This window comes from Paracoccus seriniphilus (assembly GCF_028553745.1).
In the GTDB taxonomy this organism is placed as follows: domain Bacteria; phylum Pseudomonadota; class Alphaproteobacteria; order Rhodobacterales; family Rhodobacteraceae; genus Paracoccus; species Paracoccus seriniphilus.
In genome coordinates this window covers 2556923-2573090 of sequence record NZ_CP067129.1, presented here as the reverse complement: position 1 = coordinate 2573090, position 16168 = coordinate 2556923, and the positions used below count along the sequence as shown (strand labels likewise).

General features: G+C 61.7%; 17 protein-coding genes. 10 read left to right on the top strand and 7 right to left on the bottom strand.

The annotated features are described in order from the left end of the window. Positions 1–28: 28 nt before the first annotated feature. Positions 29–718, bottom strand: coding sequence for a sirohydrochlorin chelatase (locus tag JHW44_RS12615; RefSeq protein WP_245846720.1), 690 nt, complete (start codon positions 716–718; stop codon positions 29–31). After that, positions 718–1287: a DUF4202 domain-containing protein gene (locus JHW44_RS12610; protein WP_089342565.1), complete on the bottom strand. Its 570-nt coding sequence runs from the start codon at positions 1285–1287 to the stop codon at positions 718–720. Before JHW44_RS12610 ends, JHW44_RS12615 begins: the two co-directional genes overlap by 1 nt. A gap of 70 nt (positions 1288–1357) precedes the next feature. On the opposite strand from JHW44_RS12610, the gene JHW44_RS12605 reads away from it, so the two are divergent. After that, complete coding sequence (locus JHW44_RS12605) at positions 1358–1876, top strand: NnrU family protein (protein WP_245846721.1); 519 nt, start codon at positions 1358–1360, stop codon at positions 1874–1876. 8 nt (positions 1877–1884) lie between these two features. Here JHW44_RS12605 and JHW44_RS12600 read toward each other — a convergent pair whose 3' ends face one another. Beyond that, positions 1885–2919: an NAD(P)/FAD-dependent oxidoreductase gene (locus JHW44_RS12600; RefSeq protein WP_245846722.1), complete on the bottom strand. Its 1035-nt coding sequence runs from the start codon at positions 2917–2919 to the stop codon at positions 1885–1887. Between the two features lie 29 nt (positions 2920–2948). Here JHW44_RS12600 and mnmC2 point away from each other — a divergent pair, with 29 nt between their 5' ends. Continuing rightward, positions 2949–3641: a tRNA (5-methylaminomethyl-2-thiouridine)(34)-methyltransferase MnmC2 gene (gene mnmC2 / locus JHW44_RS12595; RefSeq protein WP_089342567.1), complete on the top strand. Its 693-nt coding sequence runs from the start codon at positions 2949–2951 to the stop codon at positions 3639–3641. Here mnmC2 and JHW44_RS12590 read toward each other — a convergent pair. Further along, positions 3631–4356 (bottom strand): rhomboid family intramembrane serine protease, encoded by a 726-nt coding sequence (locus tag JHW44_RS12590; protein ID WP_089342568.1) that lies wholly within the window; start codon positions 4354–4356, stop codon positions 3631–3633. The genes mnmC2 and JHW44_RS12590 overlap by 11 nt on opposite strands. Before the next feature lie 277 nt (positions 4357–4633). Here JHW44_RS12590 and JHW44_RS12585 point away from each other — a divergent pair, with 277 nt between their 5' ends. The 3 genes from JHW44_RS12585 (at position 4634) to JHW44_RS12575 (ending at position 7214) form a co-directional block, all read left to right on the top strand. Next, complete coding sequence (locus tag JHW44_RS12585) at positions 4634–5230, top strand: NADPH-dependent FMN reductase (RefSeq protein WP_089342569.1); 597 nt, start codon at positions 4634–4636, stop codon at positions 5228–5230. Between the two features lie 272 nt (positions 5231–5502). Then, positions 5503–6444 (top strand): ABC transporter ATP-binding protein, encoded by a 942-nt coding sequence (locus JHW44_RS12580; protein WP_089342570.1) that lies wholly within the window; start codon positions 5503–5505, stop codon positions 6442–6444. Next, complete coding sequence (locus JHW44_RS12575; RefSeq protein ID WP_089342571.1) at positions 6441–7214, top strand: ABC transporter permease; 774 nt, start codon at positions 6441–6443, stop codon at positions 7212–7214. Before JHW44_RS12580 ends, JHW44_RS12575 begins: the two co-directional genes overlap by 4 nt. Before the next feature lie 11 nt (positions 7215–7225). On the opposite strand, the gene JHW44_RS12570 is transcribed toward JHW44_RS12575, so the two are convergent. Then, positions 7226–7702 (bottom strand): hypothetical protein, encoded by a 477-nt coding sequence (locus tag JHW44_RS12570; RefSeq protein WP_089342856.1) that lies wholly within the window; start codon positions 7700–7702, stop codon positions 7226–7228. 172 nt (positions 7703–7874) lie between these two features. On the opposite strand from JHW44_RS12570, the gene JHW44_RS12565 reads away from it, so the two are divergent. The 4 genes from JHW44_RS12565 (at position 7875) to ettA (ending at position 12448) form a co-directional block, all read left to right on the top strand. Next, entirely contained in the window at positions 7875–8390 is a 516-nt protein-coding gene (locus tag JHW44_RS12565) for an HdeD family acid-resistance protein (protein ID WP_179217600.1), read from the top strand. A gap of 111 nt (positions 8391–8501) precedes the next feature. Beyond that, complete coding sequence (rimO, locus tag JHW44_RS12560; protein WP_089342858.1) at positions 8502–9866, top strand: 30S ribosomal protein S12 methylthiotransferase RimO; 1365 nt, start codon at positions 8502–8504, stop codon at positions 9864–9866. After that, positions 9863–10735: a sulfotransferase family protein gene (locus JHW44_RS12555; RefSeq protein WP_089342572.1), complete on the top strand. Its 873-nt coding sequence runs from the start codon at positions 9863–9865 to the stop codon at positions 10733–10735. The genes rimO and JHW44_RS12555 overlap by 4 nt, the downstream gene beginning before the upstream one ends. A 57-nt stretch (positions 10736–10792) precedes the next feature. Continuing rightward, positions 10793–12448 (top strand): energy-dependent translational throttle protein EttA, encoded by a 1656-nt coding sequence (ettA, locus tag JHW44_RS12550; RefSeq protein ID WP_089342573.1) that lies wholly within the window; start codon positions 10793–10795, stop codon positions 12446–12448. Between the two features lie 120 nt (positions 12449–12568). Here the strand turns inward: ettA and JHW44_RS12545 are convergent, their stop codons facing one another. Continuing rightward, the gene (locus JHW44_RS12545; RefSeq protein WP_089342574.1) at positions 12569–13162 is read right to left on the bottom strand and encodes an outer membrane protein; all 594 of its coding nucleotides are present in this window, start codon (positions 13160–13162) and stop codon (positions 12569–12571) included. Between the two features lie 452 nt (positions 13163–13614). Here JHW44_RS12545 and JHW44_RS12540 point away from each other — a divergent pair, with 452 nt between their 5' ends. Continuing rightward, positions 13615–14244 carry a DsbA family protein gene (locus JHW44_RS12540; RefSeq protein ID WP_089342576.1) on the top strand — a complete coding sequence of 210 codons (630 nt, stop codon included), beginning with the start codon at positions 13615–13617 and terminating at the stop codon, positions 14242–14244. Positions 14245–14274: 30 nt separating this feature from the next. Here the strand turns inward: JHW44_RS12540 and JHW44_RS12535 are convergent, their stop codons facing one another. Further along, positions 14275–16158, bottom strand: coding sequence for an acyl-CoA synthetase (locus tag JHW44_RS12535; protein ID WP_089342577.1), 1884 nt, complete (start codon positions 16156–16158; stop codon positions 14275–14277). Positions 16159–16168: the final 10 nt, after the last annotated feature.

Here is a 16168-nt window from a genome sequence, read left to right as displayed (position 1 = left end):
TCCGAAAGAAGCTGGCACGGGTCGATTATTATTTCAAGTTTAAAAGTTCTCTGCGGATCGCGGCCGCGATCAGGGGCGGAACTTCGGGTGCCAGTCCGATCGGGTCAAGTCGGGGGCCGGTGAATCCAGCCTTGTCCAGCGCCTGCGGCAGATCCAGCAGCACATGTTCGGCTGCCAGCGCAAACAACGGCAGGCTGACGGCCTGTGTCAGGTCGCGCGCGGCCGTGGCGATAAAGGGTTCCTGTTCGACAAAGCCGGTGACGACGCGGGCGAAATGCGGCGCGATCCTGTTCGCCAGCGCGGTGGTGATCTCGAAACTGGCCTGCGAACGTTGCGAGCCATGGGCGCCCAGAAGCAGGGTCGTGTCGCGCGGGGCCCAGCCCTGTCCGATGGCGGCGGCACTTGCCTTGGTGGTGATCAACGCGGGCAGCGCCGGATCAGTGCCAAAGGGGCGCATGATCCGCGCCTTGGCAGCCCCTGCCTCGGCCAGTCTTCCTGGCAATTGCTTGCCGGTGAACCAGCCTTCGGCCATGAACATCGGATAGATCAGGCTGTCATCGTCGCAGGCGGCGGCCAATGCGCCGGGCATCGCCAATGTCGCGCCCAGAACCTCACAGCCCGGATCATGGGCGGCAACCCGCGCGGCCAGTGCGCGGATCGCCTGTTCCTGCGGGGCGGGATCGCCCGGCTGACCATGCGAGACGATGACGGCCCGCATCAGGCCGGATCGCGGAAGTATTGCGCGAAATGCGCGGGCATGTCGAATTCGGCCAGGGCCTTGGCGCGACCCTCGGCCGACATCTTGCGCGCGGTCTTTTCGATGATGCGCGGCATTTTCTCGTCCGGTTGCTCGGCCATGAAATCACCCAGATACCAGCGGATGAAGGTAAAGCAGATCACATCCTCGAGTGCCTGAACCTCGGGGTCACGTTTCAACCCCTGTTTGGTCAGCATCTTGCGGGCGCGGTCGATCTCTTCGCCGTCATATCCGGCTTCTTCCATGATTCCGGCAATGCGATTGGCGTGGCGGCGCCCCTGTTCCTGGCGCCACTGTAGATATCCGGCGCGATCCATGGGAAAACTGTCGCGCGGCAGAAGCCAGCGTTCGACATGCTGTCCGCGACAGGCGATTCGCAGCGGATCGCTGGCATCGGGGAACAGGCGCTGCTGTTCGGCGGTCATGCGTTGGCCATAGAGCAAGTTCGCAGGCTGGCCGTCTTCCTGTCGGGGGTCCTTGGCATTTGCCGCATCTATGGCGGCGAAGGCGGTGTCTAGGCGGGTGGTCATGCGCGTTCTCCGGGTTTTGTCACAGTGTCACCTGTTGGCATGTCCGCCCGCAAGCGGGTATCGCAGGGGAATGATGGCGTGGTTCACATATCTTCTGGCATGGCTGTGCTTTCTGGGCGCACATATCCTGCCCATGCGTCCTGCGATGCGGGGCTGGCTGATCGCGCGGCTGGGCCGGCGCGGCTATATCGCCGGTTTCAGCCTGCTGTCCCTGCTGCTGCTGTTCTGGCTGATTCGGGCCGCCGGAGCGGTGGATTACCTGCCGCTGTGGGATTTTGGCGATGCGGGGCGCTGGCTGGTCAATCTGGCCATGCCGTTGGCGATTCTGCTGGCTGCGGTCGCGGCGGGCCTGTCGGGGTTGGTCGCTGCTTTCGCCATCTGGGCCAGTGCCCATCTGATCGCCAATGGCGATGTCGCGCATGTGCTGCTGTTCGGCGGCATGCTGGTCTTTGCCCTTGGCGGATTGGCCCGCGCCGGCTTGCCAAGGCACCTGCAGTTCACTGCGCGGCGCCTGTTTCTGGCGATCGGGACATGGGCGGGGCTGATCCTGCTGCATCCGTTGGTGACCGGTTTTTCGCCGCTGCCATAGGCGTGTGATCAGGTCAGCCGGAATGCCTCGGGGATCTGGTCGCGCCCCTGCAGGATCAGATCGGCCATGATGATCGCGATCTTGGGGGCCATGCCAAAGCCGATCTTGAAACCGCCATTGGCGATGAAGTGATCCGGCTTGTCTGGCCAGTGACCCAGAAGCGGCGCACGGGATTTCGCGCGCGGGCGCAGCCCGGCCCAACGGTCGATCACGCGCGCCTCTTGCAGTTGCGGACAGATTTCGACCGCGCGGGCAATGATGTCGTCCAGCTGCGAATCGGGCTGATCATGCTCAAAGCTGTTTTCCGATGTCGAACCGATTGCCGTCGTGCCATCGGCATGGGGCACGATGTGCAGGCTGTCGGCAAAGACCTGAGGTGCGTCGGGGGCGGCAAAATCCAGCAAGGCGGACTGCCCCTTGATGCCCTTGCCTAGCGGGCGCTCCAGCCGGGCGCTCAGATCGTCCAGCCCGGCCGATCCGGTCGCCCATATCGTGAGTCCGGTCACATCTTCGGGCCGGACGGGGCTGTTCTCGACGATCTCGCCGCCCTTTCGGCTGATGGCCTCGGCCAGGGCGCGCAGGGCCGGGCGCGGAGCGATGCGGGCGGTCAAGCCATCCTGCAGCCAAAGGCCCGATGGGCTGAGCGGTCGCAGCGCCGTCGCCGGTGCATCCGTCACATGCATGCCCATGCTTGCAGGCCAGCGGGTCTTGGCGGCCTGTATGCGGTCCTGCAACCTGTCGGCAGCAGCCTGATCGGGCAGGGGCTGCAGCCGTCCGGTTCGTGCATAGCCCGAGGGCAGGCCCGAGGCTTCCTCGATCTGTTGCCAGAATTCGGGTGCCATCAGCAGGCTGTCCAGCTGAAAGGCTTTCTTGGGGTTCCAGTTGTCGGGCACATGCGGGGCCAGCGCACCGACATGTCCGCCTGATGAACCGGCACCGACATGTCTTGCCTCGATGACGCGGACCCTGTGGCCGCGCCGCGCGATTTCCCATGCGCAGGTCAATCCGAAGATGCCTGCGCCGATGATGGTTACACTTGCCAAGCAGGATGCCTTTCCCATAGCAGAACCGAATGGGCGATCTAACCGATATCACGCAGGCGGACCAGCCGCAGCTGACATGGCGCGACGGCGGCGTGCCGGTGTCGGTCCGTTTTGACGATCCGTATTTCAGCCTGGCGGGGGGATTGGCGGAAACGCGGCATGTCTTCCTGCAGGGCAATGACCTGCCTGCTCGTCTGCGCCCCGGTTTCCACGTGGCGGAACTGGGCTTTGGCACCGGGCTGAACTGTCTTGCACTTGCGGCTGTCGCGGAAATGCCGGTGATCATGACAAGCTTCGAGGCCTTTCCCATGGATCCGGCACAACTGGCGCAGGCGCATGAGGCCTTTCCCCAGCTTGCGCCGCTGGCGACGCAGCTGCAGCAGGGCTGGGGTGGCTCGGTCATTCAGGTGGGGCAGGTTGAACTGCACCTGCAGATCGGCGATGTGCGCCAGACCTTGCCAGCCTGGGACGGGCGCGCCGATGCGTGGTTTCTGGACGGGTTTTCGCCTGCCAAGAACCCCGAGATGTGGGCGCCCGAGGTCATGGCGCAGGTCGGCGCCCATAGTGCGCCACAGGCCACATTCGCCACCTATACCGCGGCAGGCCATGTCCGTCGTGCCTTGGCCGATGCCGGATTCCAGGTCGAGCGCAGGCCCGGTTTCGGCTCCAAACGGCATATGTCGGTGGGGCGTTTCGAACCTCTCGGCTCGCCTAGCGCCTGACGCGAGGAATGCGCGTGGGGGCATAGGTCGCGGCGGCATGGGGCGGATGTCCGTGGGTCACGGCCCAGAAATGCGTGCCGCCCCGCTTCAGGAACAACGGCAGGCACAGCAGTGCTCCGGCAAGGAAGCCCCCGGCATGGGCCCAATATGCGACACCACCTTCCGATCCGGTCATGCTGAATCCGCCAAATAGCTGCAGCGCCAGCCACAGCCCCAGCGTAAGCCATGCGGGCAGGGAAAAAACCTTGAAGAATACAAGGAAGATCGCCACCACATCGACCCGCGCACGGGGAAACATCAGAAGATAGCCCCCCATCACCCCGGCAATTGCGCCCGAGGCCCCGACCATCGGGACCGATGACATGGGCGCGGTCGCGATCTGTGCGGCGGCGGCCAGCAACCCGGCCAGCAGATAGAAGACCAGAAAGCCGCCATGCCCCATCTGGTCTTCCAGGTTGTCGCCGAAAATCCACAGGAACAGCATGTTGCCGCCCAGATGCAGCAAACCGGCGTGCAGGAACATATGGCTGACAAGACCCCACAGATATTCCCCATGCATGATCGCCACCGGGTAAAGCGCCAGATGGGCCCAGAGGGTCTGCCCGCCCCCGGTGTCGGGCAGGGTCAAGAGATACATGACGATATTGGCGGCGATCAGCAGCCATGTCACATATGGCTTGCGCAGCGAGGGATTGTGATCGCGAATGGGAAACATATCGGCCTGTATCTGCGAAAACGGGGCAAGGAGCCTGTCTCGCAAGGATACACGGACAGAGTCCTTGGTCCTAGGGGGCTGCACAAGGCTGTGAAACAACGATTTGCAAAGCATGTGCGGCTTTCATGGCAAAGCTCTGGCAAAGTGGCTATATGGCTGCCTTGGCGCGAGGGTGACTGGTGTCGGTTCCTGATCGGGGTAGCTGTCCGGGATGGAATATGAGGCGTGATTAAGGGAATGCTGGTGGCGTTCCGTGACGATGGGCAAGGATGTTTGCATGACGCAGGGAAATCGGATCGTGGTGATCCTGGGTTCGATCCGCGAAGGCCGGATCAATGATCGCGTGGCGGCCTGGGTGTCCGCGCAGCTGTCGGATCACGGCTTCGCGCCCGAAATCCTCGATCCGGCCGATCCCGAAATCCTGCCGGTCCAGATCGGCGACAAACAGGCCATAAAGCGCCTGCAGGAACGCATGAAGGGGGCCGATGGCTTCGTCATCGTGACACCGGAATACAATCATGCCGAACCGGGACATCTGAAGACGCTGATCGATTCCGTCACCGCCGAATGGTGGGCGCGCCCCGTGGGGCTGATCGGCTATGGCGGCATCTCGGGCGGGCTGCGCGCGATCGAGGCCCTGCGGGTCATCCTGGCCGAACTGCATACGGTGACGATCCGCGACACGCTGAGTTTCGCATCTCCCTGGCGACGCTTTGACGAATTGGGCCGGATTCTGGACGCCGATGACCGCGCCGCGGCCGAGGCTGCCATGGCGGTCTTTGCCCACCGGCTGCGCTGGTGGACCGACTCCCTTGCCGATGCGCGCATTGCGCGCCCCTATGACCGACCCGAGGCCGGGGACTTCGAGGTCTGAGAGTTCGCTGCCCGCGGCGGGACCTTTGCAGGAAACGGGCCGTGTTCACCTCGCGCGCGTCTTTTTTCAGGATCTGCATCTTTCACCTCTGGCATCTTGGCGATTGCTTTCCCATCTGGGGTAATTGTGCGCGTTCGGTGTCGGGCAATGGCCCTTGGGCTGCTTGGCTCTCTGCTGGCCGTCACATTGCGGCAACGACCGAAATCCACGAATAATCCGCTGCATGCCACGAAGCGTCCGGCGCATCAGGAATGAAACGAGGAACCGGAAACATGGCCGGAATCATCGAAATCGACAATCTGTCGAAACAATATGGCAGTGGCACGAAGGCCCTGAACAATGTCAGCATGTCCATCGAAGAGGGCGAGATCATTGCCCTTCTGGGGCCCAACGGCGCGGGCAAGACAACGCTGATTTCCATCATCTGCGGGCTGGTCGAAGCCAGCAGCGGCTCGGTCAAGGTGGGCGGGCATGACCTGCGCACCGACTGGCGCGCCGCGCGCAAGATGATCGGGCTGGTGCCCCAGGAAATCGCGCTGGAACCCTTTGAAAAGGTCATCAACTGCGTCCGCTTTACCCGTGGCCTTTATGGCGAAGGGCCTGACGAGGCCTATATCGAGAAGGTTTTGCGCAGTCTGGCGCTGTGGGACAAGCGCAACGCGGCGACGCGCGAATTGTCGGGGGGCATGAAGCGGCGGGTGCTGATTGCCAAGGCACTTTCGCATCGGCCCAAGGTTCTGTTCCTTGACGAACCGACCGCCGGGGTCGATGTCGCGCTGCGTCGTGAAATGTGGGAGGTCGTCGAACAGCTGCGTCGCGATGGCGTCACCATCATTCTGACGACCCATTATCTGGAAGAGGCCGAGGAAATGGCCGACCGTATCGGCGTGATCAATCACGGACAGCTGCTGTTGGTGAAGTCCAAGGATGAACTGATGGGCGAGTTCGGCAAGAAGACCCTGACCATAGAGGTCGATACGCCCCTGCAGGAAATCCCGGAAGATCTGGCCGGTCGCGGCCTGGAACTGGCCAGGGACGGAAGCTGCATCAGTTATGAATATGACACGCGCGCCGAGCGCACCGGTATCGCCCGACTGCTGGGTGATCTGGCCGAACAGGGCATCACCGTCAGGGACGTTTCGACCCGGCAGTCCAGTCTGGAAGAGGTGTTCATTTCGTTGCTTGAGAACGACAAATCGGAGAACAGGGCATGAATGCGTCGATCAACTGGCCCGGTGTCTGGGCCATCTTTCATCATGAAATGATGCGGTTCTTCCGCACCATCTGGCAGTCGATGGCCTCTCCGGTGGTTTCCACGGTGCTGTATTTCGTCGTCTTCGGCGCGGCGATCGGCGGGCGGATCCAGTCCGTGGACGGGGTGCCCTATGGGGCCTTTATCGTGCCAGGCCTGATGATGCTGACTGTGCTGCAGCAATCGGTCAGCAATGCCAGCTTCGGGATCTATTTCCCGAAATTCAGCGGCACGATCTATGAATATCTGGTTTCGCCCGTTGGCTGGGTCGAGGTGACGATGGGTTTTGTCGGTGCTGCTGCCGCCAAGGCCATGCTGATCGCACTGATCATTCTGGGGACCAGCTTCTTCTTTGTCGGGGTGCATATCCTGCATCCGTTCTGGATGCTGGCCTTCCTGTTCCTGACCGCGATCGGCTTCAGCCTGCTGGGCTTCATCATCGGCCTGTGGGCCAAATCCTTTGAGCAACTGCAGATTATTCCGATGATGGTCATCACGCCGCTGGTCTTTCTGGGCGGGGCTTTCTATTCGGCAAGCATGCTGCCCCCCTTCTGGGAGGCCGTGGCCAAGCTGAACCCGGTTCTCTACCTGATCTCGGGCTTCCGCTGGTCGTTTTTCGGTCTGGCCGATGTGCCGGTCGGCGTGTCCCTGCTGGCCGTGGCGCTGATGGTTGCCGTCTGCTTCGCAATCATCCGCTGGATATTCGCCACTGGCTGGCGTCTGCGGGAATAACCCTGACCAGCTTACTTTTTCTTGCCCCCCAGGCTGGAACAAATGCGGGTCTGGGGGTCAAGTCTGACATAATCGCGGGCCGAGATGACCGTCATCTCCAGTGACCGGTTCCAGCCGCCGAACCAGCGTTCGCGGATGCCGTTGCGATAAAAGTTTCCCATGATCTGATCCACCATCGGCGGAATGATATTCGTGTTCGGCAGGCGCGGGGCGTGAAAGCCGATGCGTGCCTTGGGGCCGATGCAGGCATTGGGCAGCGTGACCAGCATGGTGCAGGCCGAGCGGCAATAGCCCCGGATCCGCACCTGCTTGCCCGAGCGCGCCAGTTGGCCCCGCCGTTGCGCCATGGCCATGACATTGCCCCCCTTGTCGTTGATGATGTCGATATATGGCCCGTGTGCGCGTATCTCTGCATTTGCCGCAGATGCGGCAAGGGTCAGGACAAGCATGGCGATCACGGACAGGAGCGGGCGCAGGCAATTGGTCATTCGGTCAATCTGCAATAGCCGGACCTGCCATGAAAGCCACGGCTGCGTGATCAGGCCTCGCCGCATTTTTGTGACAGGGCGGCGCCAAAAGAAACCATCGGTAAAGTTTTTTTCGCCAGATTCGGCACCATATGCGATCATCGCGGCGGATTGTCAGGCAGGAGTTGCACCGATGAACAGCAGATTTCTTTGGGTCGCCCTGGGAGGGCTGTCGATCATTGCCGGAATCTTCGCGTTGATGAACCCGCTGGCTGCAACACTGACGGTTGAACAGCTGACCGGCTGGTCCTTCTTGTTCCTTGGCGTGTTGCTGCTCTGGGCCGCCTTTCGTGCGCCGGGTTGGGACGGCCGGGCCTGGGTGATGATGCTGGGGCTGGCATTCGCAGTGCTGGGCGTGTGGCTGTTGGCCAGACCCATGGCGGGGATCATATCGCTGACGTTGATGGTGGCCCTTGTTTTTCTTGTCTCGGGCCTGTTCAAGATATTGATATCATTTGCCCTGCGCGGCACGGTCGCCTTCTGGCTGTTGCTGATCAGCGGGGCTGTTTCGGTCTTGCTGGCGGTGATGATCCTTGGCAATTTTCCCGCTGCGGCGGCCACGATCCTGGGGCTGTTGCTGGCGGTAGAGCTGATTTCCAGTGGCGTGTCGATGATCGCCCTGGCGGGCACGCGCGCCGCAGCGGATTGAACCGTGCCGGGATGACAATGCCTGTCGCAAGCATCGTGACGATGCGACAGGTCGCAAGAATATGTGCACTGCGTGCTTTTCCCACGCAACGGAATGGATTATCTGCAGCGGATGCAAACGAACCCGCCCGATCTGCGCCCCGACCTCGCCCGCGCCCGCATCCCCCAGGAGCGGCGCGATGGACAGCCGACCATCGGCATGGTCAGCCTTGGCTGCCCCAAGGCGCTGGTGGATAGCGAACGCATCCTGACGCGCCTGCGCGCCGAGGGCTATGCCATCAGCCCCGAATATCAGGGTGCGGATGCGGTGATCGTGAACACCTGCGGTTTTCTGGACAGCGCCAAGGCGGAAAGCCTTGAAGCCATTGGTGAGGCGCTGCAGGAAAACGGGCGGGTGATCGTGACCGGCTGCCTGGGTGCCGAACCCGAATATATCACCGGCACGCACCCCAAGGTGCTGGCGGTGACCGGCCCCCATCAATATGAGGATGTGCTGGATGCCGTGCATGGCGCGGTGCCGCCCCGTCCCGATCCCTATATCGATCTGCTGCCGGCCTCGGGTGTCAGCCTGACTCCGCGCCATTACAGCTATCTGAAGATTTCAGAGGGCTGTAACCACAAATGCAAATTCTGCATCATCCCCGACATGCGCGGCAAGCTGGTCAGCCGCCCGGCCCATGCCATCATGCGTGAGGCCGAAAAGCTGGTCGAGGCCGGGGTCAGGGAGTTGCTGGTCATCAGCCAGGATACCTCGGCCTATGGCGTGGACCGCAAGTTTGCCGAGGAGCGCGGTCATCGAGCCCATATCACCGATCTCGCCCGTGATCTGGGCAGCCTGGGTGCCTGGCTGCGGCTGCACTATGTCTATCCCTATCCGCATGTGCGCGACCTCATCCCGCTGATGGCCGAGGGGCTGGTTCTGCCCTATCTGGACATCCCCTTCCAGCATGCCCATCCGGATACGCTCAGGCGCATGGCGCGTCCGGCCGCGGCGGCCAGGACTCTGGATGAAATCGCCGCTTGGCGCAGCATTTGCCCCGAGATCACCCTGCGCTCGACCTTTATCGTCGGCTATCCGGGCGAAACCGAACAGGAGTTCCAGACCCTGCTGGACTGGCTGGACGAGGCGCAGCTGGATCGTGTCGGGGCGTTCCAATATGAGAACGTGGCCGGGGCACGAGCCAATGATCTGCCCGACCACGTCCCCGATGAAATCAAGCAGGAACGCTTCGAACGCTTCATGCAGAAGGCTCAGGCGATCAGCGAGGCGAAACTGGCCGACAAGGTCGGAACGGTGGTCGAGGTCATCGTGGATGCCGTCGATGATGAAGGCGCGACCTGCCGCACCAAGGCCGATGCCCCCGAAATCGATGGCAATCTGTTCATCGATGAGGGCTTCGAATCACTCAAGCCCGGCGATATCGTCAGCGTGACAGTGGATGAGGCAGGCGAATATGATCTGTGGGGACGGCTATGAATGATGCGGTGTCGCGCTGGGATCCGGAAGGCAAGCCGCGCAAGCCGCGCATTGTCGGGATTGGCGCGCAGAAGGCCGGCACCAGCTGGCTGAGCACCATTCTGGCCCAGCACCCGAAGATCTGGACCCCGCCCTTCAAGGAAGTGCAGTTCTTCAATCACCGCTTCGTGCCTGAACATCGCGAATGGCTGCCCTGGCATTTCCGGCGCAGCAAGGAAAACATCGTCAAGCGGCATCTGGATCGCGGCGTTCCGCTGTCGCCCGAAAAGGCCACCTATCTGTCCGAGGTGACCAGCGGCAAGATGTTCACCGAACGCTGGTATCGCAGCATCTTCGCCCCTGCGCCGGCGGGGACGCGCCCCATCGACATCACGCCGGAATATTCGACGCTGCCCGATGAAGGCGTGGATTACATTCGTGATTTCCTGCCCCATGCAAAGTTCATCTATATCATCCGCCATCCCGTTGATCGCGCGATCTCGCAACTGAAGATGAACCTGCGGCGCAAGAAACGCACACCGGCCTCGCTGGAGGACTGGCTGGCCGAAATCGAAGACCCGGTTCTGATGGACCGTGGCGATTACGCCGCCTATCTGCCGCGCTGGCAGGCGCGTTTTCCCCCGGACCGGCTGCTGGTTCTGCCCTTTGGCCGGATCGCGCGCGATCCCGCAGGGCTGATCCGCGAGGTCGAGGAATTCCTGGGCCTGCCTGCCGCAAATTACAGCGGATTGCACAAGAAGGTCTTCGCGGCACCGGGCGATATTTCCGTCCCCGACGAGGCTCGCGCCGCCCTGCGCGCCAAACTGGAACCGCAATTCGAGTTTCTGGAACACCATATGTCTGCCGATTTCAACGCGGACATACGCTGACCTTTTCCCTGCCGCCGCTTTCGCCTACATAGCGCCAAAGCTTTGCAGGAGATTCCGATGGCGTCCTATCAGTTTGTCTATCACATGGACGGCGTGTCCAAGACCTATCCCGGCGGCAAGAAGGTCTTTGAAAATATCCGTCTGAACTTTCTTCCCGGCGTGAAGATCGGTGTCGTTGGGGTCAACGGCGCCGGTAAATCCACGCTGCTGCGGGTCATGGCCGGTCTGGACAAGGATTTCACCGGCGAAGCCTGGGCCGCCAAGGGCGCGACCGTGGGCTATCTGCCGCAGGAACCGCAGCTGGACAGCTCGTTGAACGTGCGTGAGAACGTCATGCTGGGTGTCGCCGCGAAAAAGGCCAAGCTGGAGCGCTATAACGAACTGGCGATGAACTATTCCGACGAGACCGCCGATGAAATGGCGGCCCTGCAGGACGAGATCGACGCCGAGAACCTTTGGGATCTGGACAGCCAGATCGACGTCGCGATGGAGGCCCTGCGCTGCCCGCCCGATGACGCCGATGTGGACACATTGTCAGGCGGTGAACGTCGCCGGGTGGCGCTGTGCAAGCTGTTGCTGGAAGCGCCCGACATGCTGCTGCTGGACGAACCGACCAACCACCTGGACGCGGAAACCATCGCCTGGCTGCAAAAGCACCTGATCGAATACAAGGGCACGATCCTCTGCGTGACCCACGACCGTTATTTCCTCGACGATATCACCAGCTGGATCCTCGAACTGGATCGCGGTCGGGGAATTCCCTATGAGGGCAATTATTCGGCTTGGCTGGAACAAAAGGCCAAGCGTCTTGCGCAGGAAGCGCGCGAAGACAAATCCAAGCAGAAAACGCTGGAGCGCGAATTGGAATGGATCCGCGCCGGCGCCAAGGCACGTCAGGCCAAATCCAAGGCCCGGATCAACGCCTATAACGAAATGGCCGGCCAGTCCGAGCGTGAAAAGCTGTCGCGCGCCCAGATCATCATCCCCAATGGCGAACGCCTGGGCAGCAAGGTGATCGAAGTCAACGGTCTGAAGAAGGCCATGGGCGACAAGCTGTTGATCGAAGATCTGGATTTCAGCCTGCCTCCCGGTGGCATCGTTGGCGTGATCGGCCCCAACGGCGCGGGTAAATCGACGTTGTTCCGCATGTTGACCGGCCAGGAGCAGCCCGACGAGGGCGAGATTTCCTATGGCGACACGGTGCATCTGTCCTATGTGGACCAGTCACGCGACGCGCTGGATCCCAATGCGACCGTCTGGGAGGAAGTCAGCGGTGGTGCCGAGCAGATCGTGCTTGGCGACGCGCAGATGAACAGCCGCGCCTATTGCAGCGCCTTCAATTTCAAGGGCGGCGATCAGCAGAAGAAGGTCGGCCAGCTTTCGGGCGGGGAACGCAATCGCGTCCATATGGCCAAGCTGTTGAAATCTGGCGGCAATGTTCTGCTTCTGGACGAACCGACCAACGATCTGGATGTCGAAACCCTGCAGGCGCTGGAAGCGGCGCTGGAAGATTTCGCGGGCTGCGCGGTGATCATCTCGCACGATCGCTTCTTCCTTGACCGTCTCTGCACGCATATTCTGGCCTTCGAGGGCGATGCCCATGTCGAATGGTTCGAAGGCAACTTCGAGGCCTACGAGGAAGACAAGGTCCGCCGCCTGGGTGCAGATTCCATCGAGCCCAAACGTGTGAAATACAAGAAATTCTCGCGGTAAGGGACGCTATGGCCCCGAGGTCGGCGTCCCGCCGGCCGCATAGTTGAACCTGCGGTTTCCCAAATGAAAAAGCGGCCCCTCGGGGCCGCTTTTGCGTTCATGCCCTGAAGGGCGGAATGATCAGAAGCGGAACGAAGCGCGCATCTGCACCATGTCGGTGTCCAGATCCAGGCCGTCCACATCCGCGACGTCGCTGAAGTCCTGCTTGGTGTATTCTGCGCCGACGGTGAATTGCTCGGTAACCTTGTATTCGGCACCGATACCATAGGTCACGTCGGTTTCCGAAATATCGCCACCGGGGATGTCCTGCGACAGATGCGCGGCGCCAAGGGTGACATAGGGCATGAATTTGCCCATGTCATAGCCGGCACGGGCGCGCAGGCGGGTCATGTCGCCCTTGTCGTCCAGATCATCGGCATCGACCTTGTTGTAGTCCAGTTCACCACCGACGACCCAGTTGCCCAGGTCATAGTTGTAACCGGCATGCACACCATAGGCGTCTGCGTCACTGTCGCCCAAGCCGTTGTTGAAATCGGCGCTGCCCTGACCGTATTGCGCACCCGCATAGAAACCGGTCCAGTTCGACACGTCGTTGACGACGGGCGAGACCGTGATGGGCTCGGGCGAAGGTTCAACGACGGGGGCAGTATAGCCGCCGGCATAGGCCGAACCTGCAATCAGGGAACTGGTAACTGCTGCGATAACAAGTTTCATGATGACCTCCTGGTCCTTTGTTGTTCGGCTGAATTAGGCCCGGAGGCGGAGGGAATGAAGCGCTGTCACCGCCTGCAGAGGTTGGATTGTGCCTTTTGTGCAACCACGTATCATTGAATATCCGTGAGGGGTTGACACGATATTCTGCCATTGAGCCCGGGAGGCGTTCAGGCATTGTTGGTCGGGCGCATGGTGATCTGCTCACAGACCGTTCACGAAGGCTCTCGAATGGCGAGGAGATGGCCGGATTGGGGCGAAAATGCGGAAATTTTCCCACCTTCGGAATTTGCACAGCTGCGCCTGAATGCCTAGCGGCCGGCGGTCCTGCACAGCTGTGGGGCGACGCGGTCCGGGACATGGTCGATGCCCACGTGATCGTGCAGGATCAGGGCTGTATCGCGGGGCTGGAATATGAAATCCTTGTCTGAACCCAGACAGCGGAAGGACGCGTCATGACCACTCGTCGTCATCTCTTGATCAGCGCCACGGCATTTGGTGCCTCTGCTGCGCTGCCCGCATTCTCGCAATCGGCCGACAGGCCCAACCCGATGCCGCCGGAACTGCGCAAGGTGCTGGAGCGCAGCCCGAATGCGCCGGTGCTGGGCAATCCGCAGGGTGATGTCACGCTGACCGAATTCTTTGATTATAACTGCCGGTTCTGTCGCAAGATGCTGGGCACGATACAGGCGCTGGTGACAAGCGATCCGCAGTTGCGCGTGGTCTATCGCGAATGGCCGGTTTTCGGCGAGGGATCGGAATTTGCCAGCCGCGCCTCGCTGGCTTCGCTGGAGCAGGGCAGCTATTGGCAGTTCCACGCGGCGCTGTTGGGAATGAAGGGGCAGGCGGTCGAGGCCACGGTGATGCGGATCGCCCGCGAGGTCGGGCTGGATGAAGACAAGCTGCGCAAGGATATGGAGGCCCCCCATATCGAGGAACATATCGCGACATCCTTTGCGCTGGCCGATCACATGGGGCTGATGGGCACACCGACCTTTATCGCGGGCGACGAAGGCGTCTTCGGGGAAATGAGCCTGACGGAGACACGGGAACTTGTCGCGCGGGCGCGCGCGACACTGGGCTGACCGCAGCGTCGCGCGGCGGGAGGGGGCCTGTCAGGCCCATTCCCAGGGGCGGGTGAATTCGCCCAGCCTCTTGCAGACGGCCTCTTCGTCCAGACCCTCGCCCCGTTCCAGCCGCGCGACCAGCCCACGTTTCTTGTCATCAACGACTTCCACCACGCGCGCGCCGGTGCCTTCCAGCGCGGCGTTGTAGACGCGGGTGATCGCCAGACGGCGCAGATCGGGTTTGAAGATCTTGCCTACTGCCGTCTTGGGCAACTCGGGCAGAATTTCCAGATGCTTGGGGATCGCGGCCCGTTCGTGGATATGGTTGCGGGCGTGCTCCATCAACTCCTTGACCGTGGCCTTGGCATCATCGACCAACTCGACATAGACGCAGGGCAATTCACCGGCAAAGCTGTCGGGCTGACCGATTGCGCCGGCGAAGGCGACGGCCGGATGGCCCAGCAGGGCGTCTTCGATCTCGGCGGGGTCGATATTGTGGCCACCGCGAATGATCAGATCCTTGGCGCGCCCCGTGATCCAGAGATAGCCATCCTCGTCGATACGCCCCAGATCGCCAGTGCGCAGGTAGATGTCCTCGGCAAAGAGATTGTGGTTCTTGTCGGCCTCGGTATAGGTCGAGCCGGGAAAGACGCCGGGGTTGGCGACGCAGATCTCTCCGATTTCATCGGTGTCGCAGGCATGGATCCGGCCCGCATCATCGTGACGCAGAATCCGGACATGGGTATAGGGCAGGGGGATGCCGACCGAGCCGACCTTCTTGACGCCGTCGATGGGATTGCAGCTGACAAGGCAGGTGGCCTCGGTCAGGCCGTAGCCTTCGGCGATCTCGACACCGGTGGCAGATTTGAAGCGGTTGTACAGTTCGACCGGCAGCGGGGCCGAGCCGGAAATCGCCGTGCGCAGCGAGGATACATCGGCATCGACGGGCCGCTGCATCAGCGCGGCAATCGCCGTCGGCACCGTGATCAGGAAGGTGCATTGCCAGCGTTCGATCAGTTTCCAGAAATTCTCGAAGACCCCGTCGCCGCGATAGCCTGCAGGGGTCGGCATGACGACATGTGCCCCCGAAGCCAGACAGGACATGAGGATCGGATAGGCCGCAAAGACGTGGAACATCGGCAGCGGGCACATCAGCACATCGGTCTCGTCAAACAGCAGCGTGCCCCCCAGCCAGCCGTTGTAGATCATCCCCGAATATTTGTGCTGCGCGACCTTGGGGGTGCCGGTGGTGCCACCGGTATGGAAATAAGTGGCAACGCGGTCCTGCTGCGGGTCGTCGAAATCGAGCCGCGTGTGTTTCTGGCTGCTGGTCGCCGCCTCGAAATCCATGACGCGCGCATGATGGCGGGTCTTGACCTTGGGGCGCAGCAGGGGCACCAGCAGCTTCTTGAAACCGCGCAGATGCCGGTTGAGGTCGATTTCCAGAACATGGGTGACATTCGGTGCCAGCGAAACCGCCTTGGCGGCCTTTTGGGCGACATCCGTCTTGGGAAAGGATTTCAGCGTGACCAGAACCTTGGCATTGGTTTCGCGCAGGATGCCGGCGATATGTTCGGGGTCCAGCAGCGGGTTGATCGGATTGACGATGCCCGCCGTGGCCCCGGCCAGCAGAACCACCGGTGTCTCGATGCTGTTGGGCAGCAGATAGGCCACTGTATCAGAGGGGCCGACGCCAAGACTGCGGAACAGATTGGCCGTTTCCGTGACCCTTTCGCGCAGCTCATTCCAGGTCAGCGTCGTCGCCGGATCCTTGGGGCCGGACAGAAGCTGAAAGCTGATGGCCGGGCGATCCCCGAAGCGATCCGCCGTGCGCGACAGCATGGCATAGATGGTTTTCGGCAGGTCGCGGTCTTCATAAGGACCTTCGGCTTCGATGTCGTCACGGTCCTGATAATGTCGGAAATTTCCCATTCTTCCTCCC